Annotated in this window: 21 protein-coding genes; 1 reads left to right on the top strand and 20 read right to left on the bottom strand. The window is 44.9% G+C overall.

Annotated elements, in window-relative coordinates:
• From QVP35_RS01150 to QVP35_RS01240, 19 genes are all read right to left on the bottom strand, one after another.
• Positions 1-454, bottom strand: a 454-nt coding sequence (locus QVP35_RS01150) for an RnfABCDGE type electron transport complex subunit D (RefSeq protein ID WP_288187719.1), incomplete at its 3' end; no start/stop codon positions are given.
• Positions 455-467: 13 nt separating this feature from the next.
• Positions 468-1784, bottom strand: a complete 1317-nt coding sequence (rsxC, locus tag QVP35_RS01155) for an electron transport complex subunit RsxC (RefSeq protein ID WP_009289780.1) — start codon at positions 1782-1784, stop codon at positions 468-470.
• A gap of 257 nt (positions 1785-2041) precedes the next feature.
• A complete protein-coding gene (locus QVP35_RS01160; protein ID WP_009289781.1) occupies positions 2042-3283 on the bottom strand; it encodes a glutamate-5-semialdehyde dehydrogenase in 1242 nt (413 codons plus the stop codon).
• 23 nt (positions 3284-3306) lie between these two features.
• Complete coding sequence (locus QVP35_RS01165) at positions 3307-3516, bottom strand: DUF896 domain-containing protein (protein ID WP_006567159.1); 210 nt, start codon at positions 3514-3516, stop codon at positions 3307-3309.
• A gap of 21 nt (positions 3517-3537) precedes the next feature.
• Entirely contained in the window at positions 3538-4392 is an 855-nt protein-coding gene (gene proB, locus QVP35_RS01170; RefSeq protein WP_009289782.1) for a glutamate 5-kinase, read from the bottom strand.
• Positions 4393-4553: 161 nt separating this feature from the next.
• The gene (gene nrdG, locus QVP35_RS01175; protein ID WP_009289783.1) at positions 4554-5051 is read right to left on the bottom strand and encodes an anaerobic ribonucleoside-triphosphate reductase activating protein; all 498 of its coding nucleotides are present in this window, start codon (positions 5049-5051) and stop codon (positions 4554-4556) included.
• Positions 5052-7211 (bottom strand): anaerobic ribonucleoside-triphosphate reductase, encoded by a 2160-nt coding sequence (nrdD, locus tag QVP35_RS01180; RefSeq protein WP_009289784.1) that lies wholly within the window; start codon positions 7209-7211, stop codon positions 5052-5054.
• A gap of 72 nt (positions 7212-7283) precedes the next feature.
• Positions 7284-8879 (bottom strand): NAD(P)/FAD-dependent oxidoreductase, encoded by a 1596-nt coding sequence (locus QVP35_RS01185; RefSeq protein ID WP_009289785.1) that lies wholly within the window; start codon positions 8877-8879, stop codon positions 7284-7286.
• Positions 8876-10099 (bottom strand): NAD(P)/FAD-dependent oxidoreductase, encoded by a 1224-nt coding sequence (locus QVP35_RS01190; protein ID WP_022260702.1) that lies wholly within the window; start codon positions 10097-10099, stop codon positions 8876-8878. Before QVP35_RS01190 ends, QVP35_RS01185 begins: the two co-directional genes overlap by 4 nt.
• Positions 10089-11264: a phosphopentomutase gene (locus QVP35_RS01195; RefSeq protein WP_009289788.1), complete on the bottom strand. Its 1176-nt coding sequence runs from the start codon at positions 11262-11264 to the stop codon at positions 10089-10091. The genes QVP35_RS01190 and QVP35_RS01195 overlap by 11 nt, the downstream gene beginning before the upstream one ends.
• 59 nt (positions 11265-11323) lie before the next feature.
• Positions 11324-11698 (bottom strand): hypothetical protein, encoded by a 375-nt coding sequence (locus QVP35_RS01200; RefSeq protein WP_022260703.1) that lies wholly within the window; start codon positions 11696-11698, stop codon positions 11324-11326.
• Positions 11699-11762: 64 nt separating this feature from the next.
• On the bottom strand, positions 11763-12302 hold the full coding sequence (locus QVP35_RS01205; RefSeq protein WP_006567167.1) for a hypothetical protein: 540 nt from the start codon (positions 12300-12302) through the stop codon (positions 11763-11765).
• Between the two features lie 111 nt (positions 12303-12413).
• Positions 12414-14066 carry a putative polysaccharide biosynthesis protein gene (locus tag QVP35_RS01210; protein WP_022260704.1) on the bottom strand — a complete coding sequence of 551 codons (1653 nt, stop codon included), beginning with the start codon at positions 14064-14066 and terminating at the stop codon, positions 12414-12416.
• 8 nt (positions 14067-14074) lie between these two features.
• Positions 14075-14572 carry an rRNA maturation RNase YbeY gene (gene ybeY / locus QVP35_RS01215; protein WP_009289791.1) on the bottom strand — a complete coding sequence of 166 codons (498 nt, stop codon included), beginning with the start codon at positions 14570-14572 and terminating at the stop codon, positions 14075-14077.
• Positions 14573-14576: 4 nt separating this feature from the next.
• Complete coding sequence (locus QVP35_RS01220) at positions 14577-15584, bottom strand: PhoH family protein (RefSeq protein ID WP_022260705.1); 1008 nt, start codon at positions 15582-15584, stop codon at positions 14577-14579.
• A 94-nt stretch (positions 15585-15678) separates the two neighbouring features.
• Positions 15679-16914, bottom strand: a complete 1236-nt coding sequence (locus tag QVP35_RS01225; RefSeq protein ID WP_009289793.1) for a sporulation protein YqfD — start codon at positions 16912-16914, stop codon at positions 15679-15681.
• 12 nt (positions 16915-16926) lie between these two features.
• Positions 16927-17193, bottom strand: a complete 267-nt coding sequence (locus QVP35_RS01230) for a YabP/YqfC family sporulation protein (protein ID WP_009289794.1) — start codon at positions 17191-17193, stop codon at positions 16927-16929.
• 113 nt (positions 17194-17306) lie between these two features.
• Positions 17307-17483, bottom strand: a complete 177-nt coding sequence (gene rpsU / locus QVP35_RS01235; RefSeq protein ID WP_006567174.1) for a 30S ribosomal protein S21 — start codon at positions 17481-17483, stop codon at positions 17307-17309.
• A gap of 151 nt (positions 17484-17634) precedes the next feature.
• On the bottom strand, positions 17635-17940 hold the full coding sequence (locus tag QVP35_RS01240) for a hypothetical protein (RefSeq protein ID WP_009289795.1): 306 nt from the start codon (positions 17938-17940) through the stop codon (positions 17635-17637).
• 239 nt (positions 17941-18179) lie between these two features.
• Here QVP35_RS01240 and QVP35_RS01245 point away from each other — a divergent pair, with 239 nt between their 5' ends.
• Positions 18180-19769, top strand: coding sequence for a X2-like carbohydrate binding domain-containing protein (locus QVP35_RS01245; protein ID WP_022260706.1), 1590 nt, complete (start codon positions 18180-18182; stop codon positions 19767-19769).
• 143 nt (positions 19770-19912) lie between these two features.
• On the opposite strand, the gene QVP35_RS01250 is transcribed toward QVP35_RS01245, so the two are convergent.
• The coding region (locus QVP35_RS01250) for a DHHA1 domain-containing protein (RefSeq protein ID WP_288187720.1) at positions 19913-20502 on the bottom strand (590 nt) is incomplete at its 5' end.

Genomic DNA, 20502 nt, shown 5'->3' on the forward strand with positions numbered 1-20502 from the left:
TCGCAGTGGTGACACCGTCATATGTAAATGTTGTCATTCTTGCCGCGAAAGAGATCATCAGAAAACAGCGGGCTCCCAATGCCGGGTTCATAAAATTCTGTCCCAGGCCGCCGAAAACCTGTTTTACGACAATGATGGCAAACAGGCCGCCCAGCACCGGCATCCATAAAGGAACACCTGCCGGCAGGTTCAGTGCAAGCAGGAGTCCGGTCACAGCCGCGCTCAGATCGCTTACCGATACTTTTTGTTTCATTAACTTCTGATATATATACTCAGCAGCCACACAGGTGACAATGGAGACCGCAATGGTCACAGCCGCAGATGCACCGAAGATATAGATACCAAAAACTGTGGCCGGGAGTAATGCAAGGATTACATCCAGCATAATGCTTTGTGTTGAGCTTTTGTCCCTTACGTGCGGGTTTGCTGAAACACGATATAATGTTTCGTTCATATGTACCTCTCCTTTACTTCTTTCTACGATTTGCCAAGACCTGTTTGCGTCCTGTCTTCATTGACTGTGCCAGGTTTCTCTTCGCCGGACAGATAAAAGAACAGCATCCGCATTCCACACACTCATCGCCATGGAGAGCTTCAAATGCTTCAAAGTTATTGTTATCTGCCAGTACGGACAGTCTCGCCGGCATTAACTTCTGAGGACAGACGCTGACACATCGCCCGCAGTTGATACAGTTGCTCGGCTCTACGGCAGACACCGGGTCCTTTGTAAATGCCAGCAGAGAAGAAAATGTTTTGACTGCCGGAACATCAGTAGTAAACATAGCCATTCCCATCATCGGACCTCCGGAAATCACCTTTTCAGGCTGCCCCTTAAATCCGCCGGCTGCTTCGATCAGCTCGCTGACATTCGTTCCGGTGCGCACTAAAAGATTCTTCGGACTTTCTATGGCGTCTCCTGTCACTGTCACAACACGCTGAAATAAAGGTTTCCCTTCTTTTACTGCGTCCTTCACAGCAACAATTGTTGCCACGTTGTCCACAATACATCCTGCATCTGCCGGAAGCATGCTGGAATTGATGGCTCTTCCCGTTGTCGCATAGATCAGGGAACGCTCTGCTCCCTGCGGATATTTTGTCTTCAGCTCCGCAACCGAAATCCTTGCATCCCCTTTGACACAATCGCTGACTTTTGCAATGGCATCTTTTTTATTATCTTCCACTGCGATGATCCCTTTTGCTTTCGGGAATAAGTCCAGAACAATGTTCAGCCCTTCCACGAGGACTTCCGGAGTCTCCATCATGATCCTGTAATCTCCGGTTATGTAAGGCTCACACTCCGCACCATTGACAATGATGTACTCGATGGCATCCGGATCTTTCGGAGCCAGCTTCACATGAGTAGGGAAACCTGCTCCTCCGAGTCCGACGATTCCTGCGTCTTTGATCGCAGCGAGAACCTCGTCTCTGGTCATATCCTGATACGGCTTTGCCTGAAACTCCGCTTCTTTGAATTCTCCGTCGTTTTCTATTACAATCGCATTTACTTTCGCTCCGGCGGGAGTCACTCTCGGCTCAATCGCTTTCACCGTACCCGAAACAGAGCTGTAAATATTGGCTGACACAAAACCGCCTGCCTCTGCAACCTTCTGTCCCGCCAGTACCTGATCACCTTTTTGTACGATCGGTTTCGCAGGTGCCCCGATGTGCTGGCCGACAGGTAAAACAACATCTCCTTTCGGCAGATATTCGGTGATCGGGGAATTTTTTGCGTATTCTTTCCCGTCATCCGGATGAACTCCGCCGCTAAATGTAAACAATGCCATTTTTAAGCCTTCCTTTCTCTTTTCTTAAATTTCCATATCTTTAATGATAAATTGTTTAGCATGCAAAATCAACTTTCGACATTTTTTTCACAAACGAAATCCCACAAAATAACATACATCTCACTAAAATCTTTTCATTCTTTCACTTTATTCAACTTTTTGCACAGAAAAAGAAACAATGCCGGGTTCTATATGTGAATTAATTGTCAATCTAAAAGGAGTCCCCGATTCTGAGAACTCCCTCTTTGAAGTTTTATCTAATGCCTGATCTGTCCATTGCCATAAATAATAAATTTGGTAGTCGTCAGTGCATCGAGTCCCATAGGTCCCCTTGCGTGAATCTTTTGAGTGCTGATTCCGATCTCTGCACCAAAGCCGAACTCGAATCCGTCTGTGAACCTCGTGGAAGCATTCACATAGACCGCAGCCGCGTCGATCTTCTCCAGAAACTCCTGGGCATGAGAATAGGAATCTGTGACGATCGCCTCGGAATGTTTTGTGTTGTAGCGGTTGATATGTTCTACCGCCTCATCAAAGCTGTCCACAACCTTTATCGAGATAACAGCATCCAGATATTCCGTGCCCCAGTCTTCTTCCGCCGCTTTCATCACCCGGTCACTGACTGCCATGACTCTCTCGTCTCCTCTGACCTGCACTCCCTTTTGGAGCAGAGCCTCTACGATAGCCGGAAGATGGGTCTGTACAACATCTTTATGTATGACCAGAGACTCACATGTATTGCAGGTTCCGAGCCTTTGAGTCTTTGCGTTGACCACGATGTCGACAGCCATTTTCGGATCTGCATACTGATCGATGTAAGTGTGGCAGTTTCCGGTTCCCGTCTCAATCACGGGAACTGTGCTGTTTTTCACGACGCTCCGGATCAGTCCGGCTCCTCCTCTTGGAATAAGGACATCAATATATTCCGTCATCTGCATCATCTTTGTGGCAGTTTCACGGCTGGTATCTTCCAGGAGCTGGATGCTGAATACCGGCATCTTTTTCTTGTCTAAAGATTCCTGGAGAACTTTCGCAATCGCGAGATTGGAGTGAATGGCATCGCTTCCGCCGCGGAGCAGACAGGCGTTTCCTGTTTTAAAGCAGAGAGCAAACGCATCCGCAGTAACATTGGGCCGGGATTCATAGATGATTCCTACAACACCCAGAGGAACGACTTTCTTTCCGATCAGCAGTCCGCTTTTATTGGGCTTCATCTCAGTGACTGCCCCAATGGGATCTTCCAGATCCGCCACCTGTCTGAGTCCTTCTGCCATGCCTTCGATCCTGTCTACCGTCAAAGTCAGCCGGTCCACCAGTGCCTCTGACATCCCGCGCTCCATGGCAGCTTTCACGTCTTTCACATTCTCCGAAAGAATATAATTCTGATTTGTCACAAGCTGGTCTGCCGCTTCCCTGAGCAGCTCGTTTTTGTCATTCATGGATACCTGCGCCAGAACGACCGACGCTTCTTTTGCCTGTCTTCCTAATTGTTCTAACATAACAACCTCCCTGCTATTTTATCTCAATGCTTTCCCTTTGGCTTCAGCGGAGTCACGCTTCCGTCCTCATTCTTTATGCTGATATGATTCAGCTGGCCGCGCAGATTTGCCCGGACAGACTGTATATATTCTTCTCGAAGCTTCTTCTGCTCCTTCTTTTCCTTCTCTGAAAGCCCGACGGACTTTTCCAGATGATATAATTCATTGATTCTTCTAATCTTGTCTTCGTTCATACTATTCCTTTCCAGTCTGAATTATGAGTTTAAATACGGACATTCCGTAAGATATTTCCGAAAATTAAAATGTTCTCTTTTATGGGCCAAGAAAAGCGTTCCGATCTCCCTGCCCCCTATAATCCTGTTTAAATCATTTAAATCTCTGCTGTTTGCTATGACCATATCGGCCCCGCAGTCTGTTACGATGTTTGCAGCCGCGATCTTTGTGGCCATGCCTCCGGTTCCTACCTTCGTCACAGCTCCTTTTGCCATATTTTCGATCTCTTCCGTGATCACGGGTACTTCTGAAATAAGTTTTGCTCTTTTATTTCTATGCGGGTCGTCTGTATATAATCCGTCGATATCTGTAAGAAGGATCAAAAGATCCCCTTCTACTACCGCAGTGACCACCGCAGATAAAGTGTCATTGTCTCCGAACTCAATCTCTTCCGTGGAGACGGTGTCGTTTTCGTTCACGATAGGAATAATGCCCAGACTCAGCAGCTGGTTAAATGTATTTCTCGCATTAAACCTGCGCATATCGTTCAGCATCGTCTCTTTTGTGATAAGGATCTGGGCTGAACCCTGATTGTACTCTGCAAACAGCTTTTGATAGATCATCATCAGCTGTCCCTGCCCCACGGCAGAGCAGGCCTGCTTCATCGGCAGGGATTCCGGGCGTTCCTTGAGTCCCAGTGCTTTAAACCCGACCCCGATGGCTCCGGACGATACTAAGATCACATCTTTTCCGCTGTTGTGAATGTCTGTCAGGACACGAACCAGCTTTTCAAGCCGGAATAAGTTTAGCTGTCCTGTCTTCGGATGGATCAGGGAAGAAGTCCCTACTTTTACTACGATCCGCTTCTTATCTTTTAGTTTTTCTCTGTTTTCCATAATGCTGAAGTCCTGTCCTATTCCCGCTGATCCCCGGTCAGCGCAGTTTATGATTATTGTAGCCTCTTTCTCAAAAAAAATCAATGCATTATCACCGAAAAATCGACATCGTTAAAAACCCAGAAGAATCTGATGAAATCAGAATTCTTCTGGGTTTATCCTTAAACCTCAAGAAGGATTACCGTTTTGCTTTCCAATGATGCTTTCACGTCGATGACTCTTTGATTACTGCTTCCCCGGAATCTTAAATTTAAATCCTTTTTTTCTTCTACAAAAGGTCCGTCCACTAAAACATCCAAATATTGAAGTACCTTAGGATCAAACTCCATGATCTCTTCAAACAGATAAGAAGAATACATCCAGATATTTTTTTCCGGACAGCGCTCTTTGAGCTTCCTCAACAGTTCTCTGACCGGACGCCGGTTTTCAGGTTCCATGGGCTCTCCTCCGAGAATTGTTGCCCCGGCTATATGCTCTCCTGCGGTCAGTGTTAAGAATTCTTCTTCCGCCTGTTCATTCCATTCATGGCCGCCTTCAAAATCCCATGTCTCCGGATTAAAACAGCCCTTACACTTCCTCGTGCACCCCTGGACAAACAGGGAGGTCCTGATGCCGGTCCCGTTTGAAATGTCGGTCTTTCTGATCTGTGCGTACCGCATTTAGTTCACCTCTTGCACCTGATTATCCAAGTGGACAAACCGTTCTCCGATCTCCTGGGTACGCCCCTTGTTCCAGAAATTATCTCCCAGATATCCGCAGGTCCTGCGGCATACGTTTAAAGTCTTGTGGCTTCTGTTGCCGCAGTTTGGGCAGTACCACTCGTAGTTCTCATCCAGAAGAATTTCCCCGTCAAATCCGCATTCCTGACAGTAGTCTGACTTTGTATTGATCTCGGCGTACTGAATCGTATCGTACATATAGTCGATCAGAGCAGACAGCGCTTCCGGATTCTGATTCAGGTTCGTCACCTCCACGTAACTGATGGCCCCGCCGGAAGAAATGCTCTGGAATTTCGCTTCAAATCCAAGTTTTTCAAAAGCATCGATCGGTTCTGTCACGTTTACATGGTAAGAATTTGTAATGTAATCTTTATCCGTGATTCCTTCCACAACACCAAACCGTCTCTTTAAGCTTCTCGCAAATGTATAAGTCGTAGACTCTGCAGGAGTTCCGTACACGCTGAATCCGAGTCCGGACTCTGCTTTCCACCGGTCACATGCTCCCCGGAGGCGCTCCATGATCCTGACAGCCAGTTCGTCCCCATCCTCTGTCGTATGGCTTTTTCCGAGAAGGGAAAGAACGCACTCGTACAAACCGATGTATCCGAGGGAAAGTGTAGAATAGCCGCCTTCCAATAGCTTGTCAATGGTCTCGCCCGGCCTCAGCCTTGCGATAGCTCCGAACTGCCAGTGAATGGGACTCACATCTGACAAAGTGCCTTTCAGGCTCTCGTGCCGCAGCATCAGCGCTTCCCGGCACAGACTCAGGCGTTCGTCGAGGATATTCCAGAATTTCTCCATATCCTGCTCCGCAGACAATCCCACATCGGCCAGGTTAATCGTCACGACTCCCTGGTTAAATCTGCCGTACCATTTATAATTGCCTTCTTCATCTTTCCATGGGGCCAGAAAGCTTCGGCATCCCATGCAAGGGAACACTTCCCCTTTGTAGTTCTTCTTCATAATCTTTGCCGAAATAAAATCGGGCATCATGCGTTTTGCCACACATTTGACCGCCAGATCCGTCAGATAGCGGTACCTGCTGTCTTTCGGCACGTTGTTTTCATCCAAAACATACAAAAGCTTTGGAAATGCAGGTGTCACATAGGCTCCCACCGGATTTTTCATTCCCTCATACCGCTGCCTTAACATTTCTTCGATCAGCATCGCCGTTTCTTTTTCATATTCCGGTTCTTCGCTGATGTACATGAAGACAGACAAAAACGGAGCCTGTCCGTTGGTTGTTGAAAAGGTATTGATCTGATACTGGATCGTCTGGATGCCGGAAACGATCTCATCGTGAAGACGGTCTTCGGCGATCAATTCTACTTCCCGTTCCGTATACGCTTTTCCGATCATCTCCCCTTCCTTTTTCACCTTTTCTTTATGTTTATTTAAACTCACTCTTACAAAGGGCGCCAAATGGGAAAGCGAAATGGTCTGGCCTCCATACTGACCGTTTGCCACCTGCTGCACGATCTGGGTCGCAACCGTACAAGCCGTCTGGAGGGACTTGGGAGTCTCGATCAGTTTGCCGTTTATCACCGTTCCGTTTTTAAACATATCCTTTAAGTCTACAAGGTCACAGTTGTGCATCTGCTGTATGTAATAGTCCATATCGTGAAAATGAATGATGCCGTCATCATGTGCCTGGACAATTTTAGGCGGAAGCATCATCCTCCTGCAGTAGTCTCTGGAAAATTCTCCTGCGATCAGATCCCTCTGGGTTGCCAGTATATTCGGATCTTTGTTGGAGTTTTCATCCAAAGCTTCCTGGTTCTCTCCGGTCACGATGCCGAACACCTCATTGTCAATGGTATTGGTCTCTCTCTGGAACTCTCTGACCTTCCGGTATCCCTCATAGGCCTTGGCCGTCAGAATCTGGTCTTTTTGAATGAGCTTTTCAAATACCTGATCTTCGATCCGGTAAATGCTGATATCCTCGTCTCCCTGATGTTCCTCATGGATCTCAAAGGAAATATCTTTTGCACATTTTTCATCCACAACCCCGCTCCCGTACCTCATGGCTTTTAAGATGGCAAGTTCAATTTTAGACGGATCAAAATCTACTTTACTGCCATTTCTCTTAATCACTTTCATTTATCTTCACCCTTTCAATTATTCTGTCCTTTATTATAAACCAATATATATTGTGTGTCCAGATGTTAAACATCACAATATGTTGTATTTTTTATCCATATTTTCGATTAATTGTTCCGCCGTTTTGATGCCGTCCATAGCCGCAGACGTGATGCCTCCGGCATATCCTGCGCCTTCCCCGCATGGATAGATCCCGGAAATACTGCCCTGAAATGACTCATCCCTTTCCATCCGGAGAGGGGATGAGGTTCTCGCCTCTATTCCGCTCAGGACTGTATCGCCATCAGAAAATCCTTTGATTTTTTTCTCAAAAGCATCCATTCCCTCAATGATTGCCTCTGAAACCTCGTCCGGCAGACATTCCCTTATATTTGCAAATGCTGTTTTCCCTTTTGTATTAGGAAGGATCTTTCCGAATTTATCAGTCTTTTTATCTTCCTTAAAATCTGAAAACGTCTGAACGGGTATGGCTCCGTTTCCGGCCAGATAAGCTTTCTCCTCCCACTTTCTCTGGAATTCGATGCCGGCCAGCGGATGTTCTGATCCAAAATCCTCCGGCGTCACACTGGCGATGACCGCACTGTTTGAATTTCTCGCCATACGGTCGTGATTGCTCATTCCATTGACTGTCAGCCTTCCTTTTTCTGAAGACGCATTCACCACAAATCCTCCGGGGCACATACAAAAAGAATAGACGCTCCTGCCGCATGAAGCTCTGTAAGTAAGTTTATAGGAAGCCGTGGGCAGTTTTTTATCCGCCGCCCCTTTTCCATACTGAAATTCGTCGATCTTCTGCCTCGGATGCTCAACCCTTACCCCGACGGCAAAAGCTTTCGGCGTCATATGAAGCTTTCTTTTATACAGCATTTCAAAGGTATCTCTGGCACTGTGTCCCACTGCCAGCACTGCAGTATCGCACGGAAGTGTCTCTGTTCCATTGATCACAAGCGCCGTCAGTCTTCCTCTTTTTATTACCAAATCTGTTACCTTGTTTTCGAACCGGATCGTTCCTCCTGCTTGCTGTATAGCATTTCTCATATTTGCCACAACCATGCAGAGCAGATCTGTCCCGATATGCGGTTTTCCGTCATATAAGATTTCTTCCGGTGCCCCATACTGCACAAAGGTTTCCAGCACAAACCGGTTCCGCCCGTATTTGTCCTTCACTGCCGTATTGAGCTTTCCGTCGGAAAAAGTTCCGGCTCCTCCTTCTCCGAACTGTACGTTTGACTCAGGGTTGAGATCCCCGTTTTCCCAGAAAGCTTCTACGTCCTTCCTTCTCTCTTCTACAGGTTTTCCCCGTTCCAGAAGAACCGGTTTCAGCCCGGCCTTTGCCAAAATCAGAGCTGCAAAAAGGCCCGCCGGGCCCATGCCGATCACCACAGGGCGGACCGGGATCTCTTTCCTGCATTTAGGTATCCGGTATTCTTTTCTTTCGGCTTTTGTTATCCTGGGATTCTTGTTTCTTTTGAGAAATTCGGACTCTTTCTCTACTTCTGCATCGATTGTATATACATAGCTGATCTGATCTTTTTTTCTGGCATCCAGAGACCTCTTAAAGATCTGATAGTTTTTTAACGTTGCGTGATGCACCGCTTTTTTTATTTTCTGTTCCAGCTGGACTTTCGTATGTTCCGCCGGAAGTTTTATCTGACTGATTCTGATCATTGATTCTCCGCCTCTATCTGATTTCCCGCAATATATCCTGATGTAAAAGCCCACTGAAGATTATAGCCGCCGCAGGTGCCGTCTACATCCAGTAATTCCCCGGCAAAGTACAGACCCCGGTGAATCTTCGATTCCAGTGTGCCCTCGATGACTTCCCTGACGGAAACGCCGCCTGCCGTCACCTGTGCCATATCAAATCCTTTATAACCCGAAACCGGGACCGGAAACTTCTGTATCATGGAACGGATCTGCCTCAGTTCTTTCTGTGTAAGGTCCGCTGCACTCTTCTCCGGCCGGATTTTCAAACGGCTCAGCACCGTAAATGCCAGTTTTTTATTCAGGAAGCCCTGGAGAAATTCTTCCGCTGTCTTGTAATATCCGACTTTTCTGAAATAGTCCATTAATTCCTTCAATGTGATCTGCTCCGGCATGAGGTTTAAGATCACTTCCACCTTTTTTTTCTTCCTCAGAGCGTCGATGGCATACCGGCTGACCTGAAACACCGGAATTCCGGATATCCCATACTTGGCAAACTGGACTTCTCCTGTTTGTTCCGCTGTCTTCTGTCCGTTTACGTAGACCGAAAGCGCAGAAACATTGCGGACACCGGCCAAATGCTGAAAGAATTTCTCCTCCGATTCCAGAGCCACCAAAGCCGGAAATACATCCGTCACGGTATGCCCCACAGCTTTTGCCAGTGCATATCCGCTGCCGTTGCTGCCCAGTTTTTCCTGGGCCATTCCCCCGGCTGCCAGGATGACATTTCTGCCCTGATATTTCTCTGTGCCGCATGTCACATGAAATGTATCCTTTATCTTCTGTATTTTTTTAACTTCCGTTCCCGTCTTTATATGTACGCCGAGCTGCCGCATTTTCCCAGTCAGTGTATCAACCACCGTGGAAGCCTGCATGGACGCAGGATAATAGTATCCTCCCAAATCGGTGGTCAGCATTCCCATGGACTGGAAAAAGTCCAGGGTCTCTGCGGCCCCAAACACCTCCAGCATGGAGTATGGAAATCCCGGTTTTTCTCCCCGGTAGCAGTCCTGATCTAAATAACTGTTTGTCAAATTGCACCGTCCGTTGCCTGTGGCAAGGATCTTTTTTCCCGGCCTGTCCATCCTTTCCAGCACAAGGACGGAGCATCCTCTGCGCGCCGCTGTGATAGCCGCCGTCATACCGGATGCCCCGCCTCCTGCGATGATTACATCATACTTCATCTATATCCTCCAAAACACTGGTTCCGTCTATTTTTGACTCTATACCAAAATAGTCTAACACAGTGCTCCCGATATCTGCAAATGTTTTTCTTGTTTTTAAATTGACACCTTTTGCCTGCCCGTATTGATACATAAGAAACGGCGTATATTCTCTGGAATGATCCGTAGAAGGAGTCGACGGATCACATCCGTGGTCTGCCGTGATCATCAGGATATCCCCTTCCCGCATCAGCCCCAGAAGCTTCGGCAGCTGTTTGTCAAAATAACTGAGGGCTTTGGCATATCCGTCCACATCATTTCGGTGCCCGTACAGCATGTCAAAGTCTACGAGATTTACGAAACATAATCCTTCAAACCTCTTCTTCATCCACTCTTTCGTCTGCTCAATGCCATCCTCGTTGTTTTTGGTAAATGAAAACTCCGTCAGTCCTTTACCGGCAAAAATATCGTGGATCTTTCCAATGCCGATCACATCAAATCCCTTTTCTTTCAGCTGATCCAGCATCGTCACTTTCGGCGGTTCTATGGAAAAATCATGCCGGTTGGACGTCCTCGTATAATGGCCGCTCTCTCCGATAAACGGACGTGCAATAACCCTTCCCACACCGTGCTTTCCCGTCAGGATCTTCCTTGCTATTTTACAGTATCGGTACAGCTCTTCCGGCGGCACCACATCTTCATGGGCTGCGATCTGGAATACACTGTCCGCCGATGTATAGACAATGAGCGCTCCGGTTTTCACGTGTTCATCTCCGTAATCTCTGATAACCTCCGTACCGGAATACGGCCGGTTGCAGAGGATCTTTCTGCCTGTTTCCTGTTCAAAAACCGCAGTGACTTCTTCCGGAAATCCTTTCGGATACACCGGCAGCGGTTTTTCAGATATGATTCCCGCAATCTCCCAATGTCCGATGGTCGTATCTTTTCCTTTCGACTGCTCCGTCATTCGTCCATAGGTGCCAATCGGCACAGTGGTCTGCCTGTCACCGTCGATCTCTGCGCCGTCGACAGCAAATAAGCCCAGTTTCTCCAGATTCGGCAGGTCAAAATACAGACTTTTGGACACTGCCAGCAGTGTGTTGCTTCCCTCATCCCCGAAATCTTTGGCATCGGGCGCTTCCCCGATGCCAAAGCTGTCCAGCACGATCAAAAAAACTCTTTTCATTCCGGTCACCTCAATCTATCTTGCTTGTTCAGAATTTATCTTCTCTTTAGATTATAGTGCTAACTGCTGTAGGACTCAAGAAAATGATACACTTCTTCCACGGAATGAAATTTCTTTTTTTCTTTCAGCATCTGGTGGACTTCATCCGGCAGATCATTTTTTGTCAAATCTGTATATTCAAAAATTTCTTTTGTCTGATTGTTCAGGATCACCAGACTGCCGTCGCGCAGGGCGAGCCCGTAGGTTGTCTTTTTCTTTTTCGTAGTTTCTGCCTGCTCTTTTGTCGTCTGTTCTTTGATGATTGTGGACTGTACCTGATGGACCAGCTTGTCCTGGCTGGTATCCTTCTGATAAAACGCCACATAACACATATACCCGCAAAGGGTTGTGATCACGACCATATATATTAATAAAAAACGGTTGATTTTGTTCATACGAAACACTCCTTTTCCATAAGCGTTCCCAAAATCAGCCGTTCTATTCAAAAAAATATCAAATTCAGCAATTTACACGGTTCAGCAGAAGAATATCCTGTTCTCCCGCCGTGTCACACCGGCATGAAACAATTTTCTGAACATCCAGATATACAAATCCATCCTCAAATCCATCCTGATCAATCTTCTGTATTTTAATGAAGTTTTTGCTGAAATCCTGAATGAAACCGAGAATAGAATATTTCCCGTCCTCATCCATGTTAAAATTCATCAGCAGTCCCTGCTCCTTTGCATACCGGAGCAGAGCATCCATACAAGTCTGCTGGTCTAATTTATAAATTCTTCCATGGCTTTTTTTCTTATGAAGATAAAGGGTGCCCATCCTCCGTTCTCTGCTGCCGTCCGTCTCTGCCCTGAAAAAACACTTCGGCCGCTGCAGCACAAAACCGTCGTACTCTCCCCTCGATGAAATCTTCGCCATCAGCAGTTCCTCTTCCGTCATGTACAGTATATATCCTGTCAGGACTGTCTGCTCACCGCCCATATGACCATATAAACTGACCAGTTTCTTTTCCTTTTGTATCTGCTCTAGTATCTGATTCATGCCTGTCCTCCACTTTTTCTTCTATTATAACAGAAAATGGATATTGAATGTAGGCTGTTTTCTTTTATTTGCCGACTGCTGCCGATGCATCAGAAAAAAACAGTAAACTCTTTATAACAGCCTTAATTTTTTTGCCATCTTTAATATCAGATGTCCCTTTGGAACCCTGCGAAGTTCATCCTCCTCGAATACCTTTAATCCGATAATCGCGATAAAGTATACGAACGCCCCAAGGGGTACTGCAATCAAAAGGCACAGCGCATAGCCCAGGCTTGTCCCCGACATAAACTTCTGAAAGACAAATCCGATAATCCCGACTGCGATTCCCATCACTCCCGCACTGATCAGCGGTTTTATAAATGTCTTTGAAATTTCCTGTTCGTAACCTGTATATTTTTTAATGGATCTGGCATTAAGCAGACACATGACAAAAGAAAACGCCATCGTGGCAAAAACTAGTGCGTAGGCGTTCGCTTTAGTCGTATAGAGCAGCACGACCAAAACAAATACATTGATGACTACTGACACTGCCGAATGACGAACAGGTACTTTCATCTTGCCCATTCCCTGCAAAATACCATTGCTCAGCGTGGACAGACAATAAAATACGATGGATACTGATCCGATCATCAAAAGTTTCGGGCCGAGTCCGAAGGCTTTGGCCGGGCCAAATAATAAACCTACGATCGGTTTTGCAAGGACTCCCATACCTACGGCACAGGGAATAGAAATAATCATCGTAAATTTGATTGCCGTATTAATGCTGTCATTCATGCGCTTTTTGTCGTTAACCGCAAAAGCCCCTGCAATGTCCGGCACAATGGCATTGGACAATGCGGATGCAATAGCAACCGGCACATTAATTAGTACGTTGTATTGATTCGAAAAAATTCCAAACAAAGTTGCAACCGATCTGGCTGCCATACCTTTGTCTACCATAATCATACTGAAAAGTGTGGAATCAATTATGGCACTGCAGTTATAGATCGCCGTGCTGAAAATAACCGGAGTAATCGTCAAAAGGAGGATTTTCAAAATCCTTTTGTAAGACTCGATCTTCTTTGTCTTATCCGCGGCCATCTGACGTTTGACTTTAGGACGGTATATCCAATAAATAACACCGCAGAAAATCAAACCTGTGAGCACTCCTGCCCCGGTACCGATGGCACTTCCCGCCGCACCATATTTTGCGAGTTTATACGAGGCAACTTTACCGCCGATTCCTACATACGGGGCTACAAGAACATAAGCCATGAGAACACTGAAAACGGCATTTAAAATCTGCTCCAAAATCTGTGACACAGATGTCGGCACCATAGTAGAGTGACCCTGAAAATATCCTCTCAAAACACCCAGGATACCCGATAAAAAAATAGTCGGTGCCATAGTTCTCAAAGCCAGTACAGCTCCAGGCTGATTCGGCAGAAATGCCGGCGCTCCAAAAAATGTAATCAGTCCTGCAGCTCCTCCCACGATCACTACGTATACTAACGCCCCATGAAATACCCTCTGGGCATTTTTATATTCCTTCATCGCAAGCCTGGCTGCAATGGACTTGGATACCGCCAGCGGAATACTGAACGATGCAATCAGCAGAATAATGCTGTAAACGTTGTATGCAAATCCGTAATACCCCATTCCCTCGTTGCCGATGATGGCCGTTAAAGGCCTTCTGTACAGCAGTCCGATGACACGGCAGATCAGTGAGGCTGCGGCCAAGATCGTTCCCTGTACTAAAAAGCTGCTCTTTTGTTTCTTTCCCATAGTAACCTCTAATCTCTTGTATAGTGAACGAACTGCAGTATTTCTTCCTGTTTTTCTTCCATCACCGCACGCTCTTCATCCTCCATGTGGTCATAACCAAATAAATGGAGCATACTGTGGGCGATCAAAAAGGCATATTCTCTCTCCAGGCTGTGTCCGTAAGCTTTAGCCTGTTCTTTTGCCTTATCTAAAGAAATTACAATATCACCCAGCATCAGTTCCCCTGTATCCGGGTGAAACGCTGCCGGATCTTCTTCCAGTCCGTCGAAACATCCCGGATTTTCGTACTCGATCATCGGAAAAGAAAGAACGTCTGTGGGACGGTCAATGCCCCTTTGTTCCAGATTGATCCGATGGATCTCTTCATTTCCCACGAGCATGAGATTAACTTCGCACTCAAAGGGACATGTTACATAATCCACAGCAGCCTCAACAACTTGTCCGGCAATCATTTCACAGTCTATGCCTGCTGTTCCTTCATACTCATTCTCTAAAAAAACACTCATAACTTTACCTGTCTTTCGTTCGTTTCCGGGGAGCTTTCTCTTTTTTCTTTCGGTTTTTGCTTTCTTCATATTTATCGTATGCCGTGACAATCTGCTGCACCAGTGGGTGGCGCACGACATCCTTGTTTGTCAGCTTACATATTCCGATATCCGGAATCTTCCCAAGGACTCTTACTGCTTCTTCAAGGCCTGAAATACTGTCAAACGGCAGATCCTTCTGTGTCAGGTCACCGGTAATAATCGCCTTTGATCCAAATCCAATTCTGGTTAAAAACATCTTCATCTGGGCGGGTGTCGTATTCTGTGCCTCATCCAGGACGATGTAGGAGTTATCCAGTGTCCTTCCCCTCATATAAGCCAGAGGAGCCACCTCGATCAGACCCTTTTCCATGTTCTTCATAAAGGCATCTGCCCCCATGATCTCATAGAGAGCGTCATAAAGCGGCCTCAAATAAGGATCTACCTTGCTCTGCAGATCCCCCGGAAGAAAACCAAGCTTCTCACCGGCTTCTATAGCCGGCCTGGTGAGGATGATGCGGTTCACTTCATCATTCTTAAACGCAGTGATGGCCATCGCCATCGCCAGATAGGTCTTTCCTGTCCCGGCCGGTCCGATTCCAAACGTGATCATCTTCTCTGAGATCTGTTCCAGATATTTTTTCTGTCCAAGTGTCTTAGCTTTCACAGGCTTTCCCTGGACGGTGTGGCAGACCACATCCTTATCCAGTTCCAGCAGATGACCGCTTTTTTCTTCCATAGACAGGGATAAAGCGTAATTGACATTTTGTTCTGTGATAATGTTGCCTCTCCTCGATAGTTCCAGCAGTTCCCCGATCACAGACTCCGCTTTTTTCACGGCTTCTTCGCTGCCCACTACTTTCAGCTGACCGTCTCTTAAAATTAAGTTTACATGAAGCGTCTTTTCGATCTTCTTCATGAAAACATCAAATTGTCCAAATACATTCCCTCCATGCTCAGAAGGAAATTCCAGATCTATTTCTATTGGATTCATAGGTACTCCTCAACATTTTATTTTCTTATATTAATAGTAGTTTACCATTTGCCTCCGATCTTTTCAACATTTTGTCATATGGCAGCAGACAGAATTACTGCGGAGCAGCCGTTGTCGGGGTAATTTTTTCTACCTGTTTTTTTGTCAGAGATTTTATATTTCTGATCTTTCCAACCGGCTCCTCGACATCGATCGTTCCCTTGGCAATGTAGTCATTTCCCTGTCTCTCATATTTAATGTTGGTTTTTATCACTTTAATTCCCTTTTTCTTCTTGTCATTGACATAGGCGGAGAGCCGTTTTTTCAGCTTCTCCTGAGCCTGTGCTTCTGTCAAAACTCTTCTTTGTGGTTCGTATCCCTCAAATTTCTTTGTGGTAATGCCGATCGGAAAATACAAATCACCGATATGCAGCAGTTTCTTCTCACCTAAGATATCATATTCCCCTTTCTGCTCCTTGATCGGAAGCTTGAGCTGCCAGTTTAACAGCTGTATACTTTCCACCCGCGTACTTTTCGATATAAATTTTTTCTCATAAGTGGCAATCGGTATGGTTTCCTTGTAATCTTCTTTGGTTCTCAGGATGATCTGTCCGTCTGCCTTAATCTTGCTTGTCTCGGTGACCTGATAATCGTCACTGTAATAATAAATCATTCCCGAAATAAGCGTATCTCCCTTTTTTACTTTGTCACCCACCTGTACTAAAGGAGTGCCGCTTTTTACCGACATAGAAGTAATGGTCCCCTTCTTATTGGAGACAATGTCACATGGCTTTCTCGGATTTTGTTTTGTTTTCCTGTCCAGTGATTCCTTTATGTCAATATGTAATCTTGTGCCGTTGATGGAACAGGAAACCCATGCAATGCCTTCGTGATCTTCCCGGATATGTTCCTCTAATAAATTGCAGTCAATCTTTTTCTTATACGTCCCGATTTGATAAAAATTGCTCTTTACATATTTCAGCATATCACTTTTGGAATACCGTTCATTGCCTGAGATTGTGATCTCCCAGATAAACTGAGACATTAAAAACATCAGAACGAAAGCCATGCCGATGCCAAAGAAAAATACCTTTCGTTTCCGGTGTTCCAATAAAAAAAAGGGAAGTCCCTTTCTTCCCAGAATCTGAACCGAGGTTCCCGTTTTTTCTGCAAGTGTTAAAACAGTCTCATAAGCTCTCTTTTGTACGGAACACTGATATCCCTTCCCTCCCGGCCTAAGCTTCCAGAGCACCAGGTTTTGTTTTGCACATAGGTTAAGAAAACGTTCCACGGAAGGACCTGATATCTCTAAAAATATACTTCCGAAAATATACTGTATTAATCTGACCATCCTGATTCTCCTTTATGCGTATTCCAGCCGTGTGATTTCGCCGGTCACCTTCATAATTTCCATGGAATAATATTGAATGACAAGATTTGTCCCTATAATCCTCAAAACCACGTGGTTTCCCTGGATGACGATTTGATGTTCTTCGTAAGAAAGGATTCCCTTATAATTTTCAATCATCACCTGTTCATTGCCGGTTAAGGTAATAATAAAATCGCCAAAGACCACATCTCTTGGAAGGGATAAACCTTTGGCTAATGCCTCCTTTGGCTTTTTCTTCATACAGACCCTCACTATGCTTTTTGGCGCAGCAGCACACTTAAGCATCCTATCGTTGTTTTAATATATGCAAAAGAAAAGCACCGTATACCTCAAGTATACGATGCCTGCTTCTATTATTTTACTTTTCTTTTACGAGCCGCTTCAGACTTTTTCTTACGGCGAACACTTGGTTTTTCGTAATGCTCTCTTTTGCGGATTTCCTGCTGAATACCTGCTTTGGCACAGTTTCTCTTAAATCTGCGAAGAGCGCTGTCTAAAGATTCATTTTCTTTAACGATAACGTTTGACATTCTTAATTCCTGACCTCCCCTCCAGCCTTATATTGTGCATTATGACTGTTTGGGCACTTTCTTGCACTAGATTATTATACCATAATTGGGATATTCGTCAATAGTTAAAATCATGTTTTTTCGACGGAAAAATGAGTTTTTATAGCTGACTTTAAAGAGTGTTCCAGATCTCTTTAAGAAGATACCCTGGCACCTTTGTCTTTACCTCTTTTTCAACTGCGTAAATACAATAATTTTTTAAATCTTCTGCGGCTACCCCTGCACTTCCGGTAAAAGCCCTCGGTGCCATTCCCTGCTGGCATCCTAAAAAGGACAGCGGTGAGTCGCTTCCAGTATCATTGACGGTGTCTTTTACCTGATAGGTATATTTTACATGATAGATGTCTAAGATATCCCGGATTTCATTGAATCTCTTTACGGATCTGCCCTGATAGATCTGCTGCTTTTTCTTCAGCATATAACATTCTCCTAATATCCGAATCGTTAAATTGTTTCCAAAAACTTTTCATATATTATATCATTCTTTTAATTTTCAATCAACTATTTATACAATCACAACATCATGAGTATTTTAATAGCTTTTCATTCTATTTTTTTCTAACTATATGTTAATATAGTACTAGTTATAAATTTATTAATCTTTATGTATACAGATTTATGAAACAACTAGTTCATCTAAAAGAAAGGAAGGTACAAATGAAAAAATTAAAACAACTATGCAGCGCAATGTTATGCGTGGTTATGGTGACCGTATTTACCATAACTCCAATCCGTGCAGACGATCTAACAACACCTCCAACTACTACTATTTCAGGAACTGCTTCGATTACAGGAATCGTTTCACAATTTTCCGAGGATAAGGATGTAAAAGCATCTCTTTCAAATACAAATCCAGCTATAAAAGTAACTGTGGAGGCTACTATCGGATATAAAATTGGAACTGCAGAAAAAACAATCAAATCAGTGCCTATTCCCATGGAAACAAAAACTACGGATTCAGTCGAAGTAAATTTTAGATTCACACAAAAAGATCTAAATCTATTACCATCAGGTACTTACGACATTAAAGCCAAATCAACAACTGACAGCGCAAATTCTGTTAAAGAAGCAAAGATTGGTTCTATCACCGTTAACAAAGAAACCCCAACCGTAACCATTGACAAGCCTATTTTCCTGACAAAATCAAGAAGCAATTTTGAAACAGCCGATGGGGAGATCAAGGCAAAACTTGACAAAGCATTCTTTTCAAATACAAATCCAGCTTCTCTTGAGTTAACCGCATCCATCAATGACAACAGCAATGTTGCTAAAATCACAGAAAAAGTCACAGCCACTAAAAATGGTGAGGTATCCTTTACTTTTACGCAGGCCGACTTAAATACATTACTGGAAGGTGATTACACGATTACCGTGACTTCTGCCGGAAATGACTTTAACAATGCAATAGCCGCTGTCACCCTCGGAACCATCAAAATAACACCGATGGTAAATGCATCTGTTAAGACTCCACAGACATTCGATTTATCGAAACAAGGCGATATAGTCATAGGAATCGTTAGTAACGGTCGCACCTTAAAAGCCATCAAAAACGGTTCCCAAACCTTAACTAGCGGAAAAGATTATATTCTCGGAAACGAGTCTGTAAGAATCTACAAAAGTTATTTCAATCAATTTGCCGTAGGAAAACAGCATTTAACGTTTGATTTCGATGAAGGCAGTGATCCGATCTGTCAAGTCAATATCATAAAATCCTCAAAAAATACAAACCTGATTTTAAAAGGATATAAAGATAAATCCATTACGACATTATCAAACAGAACCGCCGGCAGTAAACTTCCCGGATGGAACAAAAAAAGCTACAAGGCAGCCGGGAGGAAAGGTTATGAGTTTGTCGGATGGACCTACAACGGAAAAACAGTGACCACAGTTCCGGATGACAGATTAAATGTAACACTCACTGCAAAATTCTCAAAGTTAAGTGTTGGCAGGGCCTCTGCTTTGTCTGTCAAAGGCAAATCCGGCAAAGGTGTTGGATTCACAGCAAAGTCAAAGACTTACACAAAAGCAGACGGAACAAGACGTGGATTCCGTTTCCGCTATTCCAGAAGCAGCAGTATGAAAAAAGCCACTTATAAAACAACAGGATTAGGTAAAAACACATATACAAAAACAGGATTAAAGAAAAACGCAAGATACTACGTTCAGGTGAGATATTACTATTACGATTCAACAAACCAGAAAGTATACGGAGCATACTCAAAGAGTAAATCTGTAAAAGCATACTAAACTAATCTTTATGTTCAAACCGCCTGTTTTTGCGGCATAAAAATGAAAAGCCTTCAAACTGAGAAAATTTAAAATAACTCAGTTTGAAGGTTTTTTTCTTCCGTTTTCCTCACGGTTTGAAATGGTACTTCATTCGTTTTGATTTATTTCAGCTGTCCGGCCAATTCTTCCTTAGCCTTAGCGATCGCATCATCGATTCCTTCCGGCTTCTTTCCTCCGGCCTGGGCCATATTCGGACGGCCTCCTCCGCCTCCTCCGACGCATCCTGCGATGCCTTTGATCAGATTTCCCGCATGAGCTCCAGCTTTTTGTGCCCCGTCGGTAGCCATAGCCACAAGGAACACTTTTCCGCCCAGAGAAGATGCCAGTACAATCACGCCCTCTCCAAGTTTTTCTTTCAGGGAATCGCCGAGTTCCCGCAGGCCGTTCATGTCTACGTCCGCCACTTTCGCTGCCAGAAGTTTCACTCCGTTTACATCCTGCACCTGATCCATCACGTCTCCAAGAGCATCCTTTGCCAGTTTGCTCTTTAGGGACTCGTTTTCGCTGTGAAGTTCTTTCAGTTCAGTCATCAGGGCTTCCAGGCGTGCCATCAGTTTGGCAGGCGTTGATTTTACAACCTTTGCGGCTTCCATGAGTTCTTCTTCCATCTTTTCATAATACTCAAAGACCGCTTTGTCCGTGATCGCCTCGATCCTGCGGACACCAGCCGCAACACCGGTCTCTGAAAGGA

Origin of the sequence: Anaerostipes sp. CAG:276, from assembly GCF_000432215.1 — a bacterium.
Taxonomy (GTDB): Bacteria; Bacillota; Clostridia; order Lachnospirales; family Lachnospiraceae; genus Anaerostipes; species Anaerostipes caccae.

Coding starts and splice junctions, on each gene's coding strand:
- rsxC (WP_009289780.1), bottom strand. CDS start 1,784: ATGGCATTGTTTACATTTAGCGGCGGAGTTCATCCGGATGACGGGAAA.
- QVP35_RS01225 (WP_009289793.1), bottom strand. CDS start 16,914: ATGGTCAGATTAATACAGTATATTTTCGGAAGTATATTTTTAGAGATA.
- nrdD (WP_009289784.1), bottom strand. CDS start 7,211: ATGAAAGTGATTAAGAGAAATGGCAGTAAAGTAGATTTTGATCCGTCT.
- QVP35_RS01220 (WP_022260705.1), bottom strand. CDS start 15,584: ATGAATCCAATAGAAATAGATCTGGAATTTCCTTCTGAGCATGGAGGG.
- QVP35_RS01190 (WP_022260702.1), bottom strand. CDS start 10,099: ATGAAGTATGATGTAATCATCGCAGGAGGCGGGGCATCCGGTATGACG.
- QVP35_RS01165 (WP_006567159.1), bottom strand. CDS start 3,516: ATGAACGAAGACAAGATTAGAAGAATCAATGAATTATATCATCTGGAA.
- QVP35_RS01245 (WP_022260706.1), top strand. CDS start 18,180: ATGAAAAAATTAAAACAACTATGCAGCGCAATGTTATGCGTGGTTATG.
- proB (WP_009289782.1), bottom strand. CDS start 4,392: ATGGAAAACAGAGAAAAACTAAAAGATAAGAAGCGGATCGTAGTAAAA.
- QVP35_RS01240 (WP_009289795.1), bottom strand. CDS start 17,940: ATGCTGAAGAAAAAGCAGCAGATCTATCAGGGCAGATCCGTAAAGAGA.
- rpsU (WP_006567174.1), bottom strand. CDS start 17,483: ATGTCAAACGTTATCGTTAAAGAAAATGAATCTTTAGACAGCGCTCTT.
- QVP35_RS01200 (WP_022260703.1), bottom strand. CDS start 11,698: ATGAACAAAATCAACCGTTTTTTATTAATATATATGGTCGTGATCACA.
- QVP35_RS01185 (WP_009289785.1), bottom strand. CDS start 8,879: ATGATCAGAATCAGTCAGATAAAACTTCCGGCGGAACATACGAAAGTC.
- ybeY (WP_009289791.1), bottom strand. CDS start 14,572: ATGAGTGTTTTTTTAGAGAATGAGTATGAAGGAACAGCAGGCATAGAC.
- nrdG (WP_009289783.1), bottom strand. CDS start 5,051: ATGCGGTACGCACAGATCAGAAAGACCGACATTTCAAACGGGACCGGC.
- QVP35_RS01210 (WP_022260704.1), bottom strand. CDS start 14,066: ATGGGAAAGAAACAAAAGAGCAGCTTTTTAGTACAGGGAACGATCTTG.
- QVP35_RS01195 (WP_009289788.1), bottom strand. CDS start 11,264: ATGAAAAGAGTTTTTTTGATCGTGCTGGACAGCTTTGGCATCGGGGAA.
- QVP35_RS01230 (WP_009289794.1), bottom strand. CDS start 17,193: ATGAAGAAAAAGCCAAAGGAGGCATTAGCCAAAGGTTTATCCCTTCCA.
- QVP35_RS01205 (WP_006567167.1), bottom strand. CDS start 12,302: ATGAATCAGATACTAGAGCAGATACAAAAGGAAAAGAAACTGGTCAGT.
- QVP35_RS01160 (WP_009289781.1), bottom strand. CDS start 3,283: ATGTTAGAACAATTAGGAAGACAGGCAAAAGAAGCGTCGGTCGTTCTG.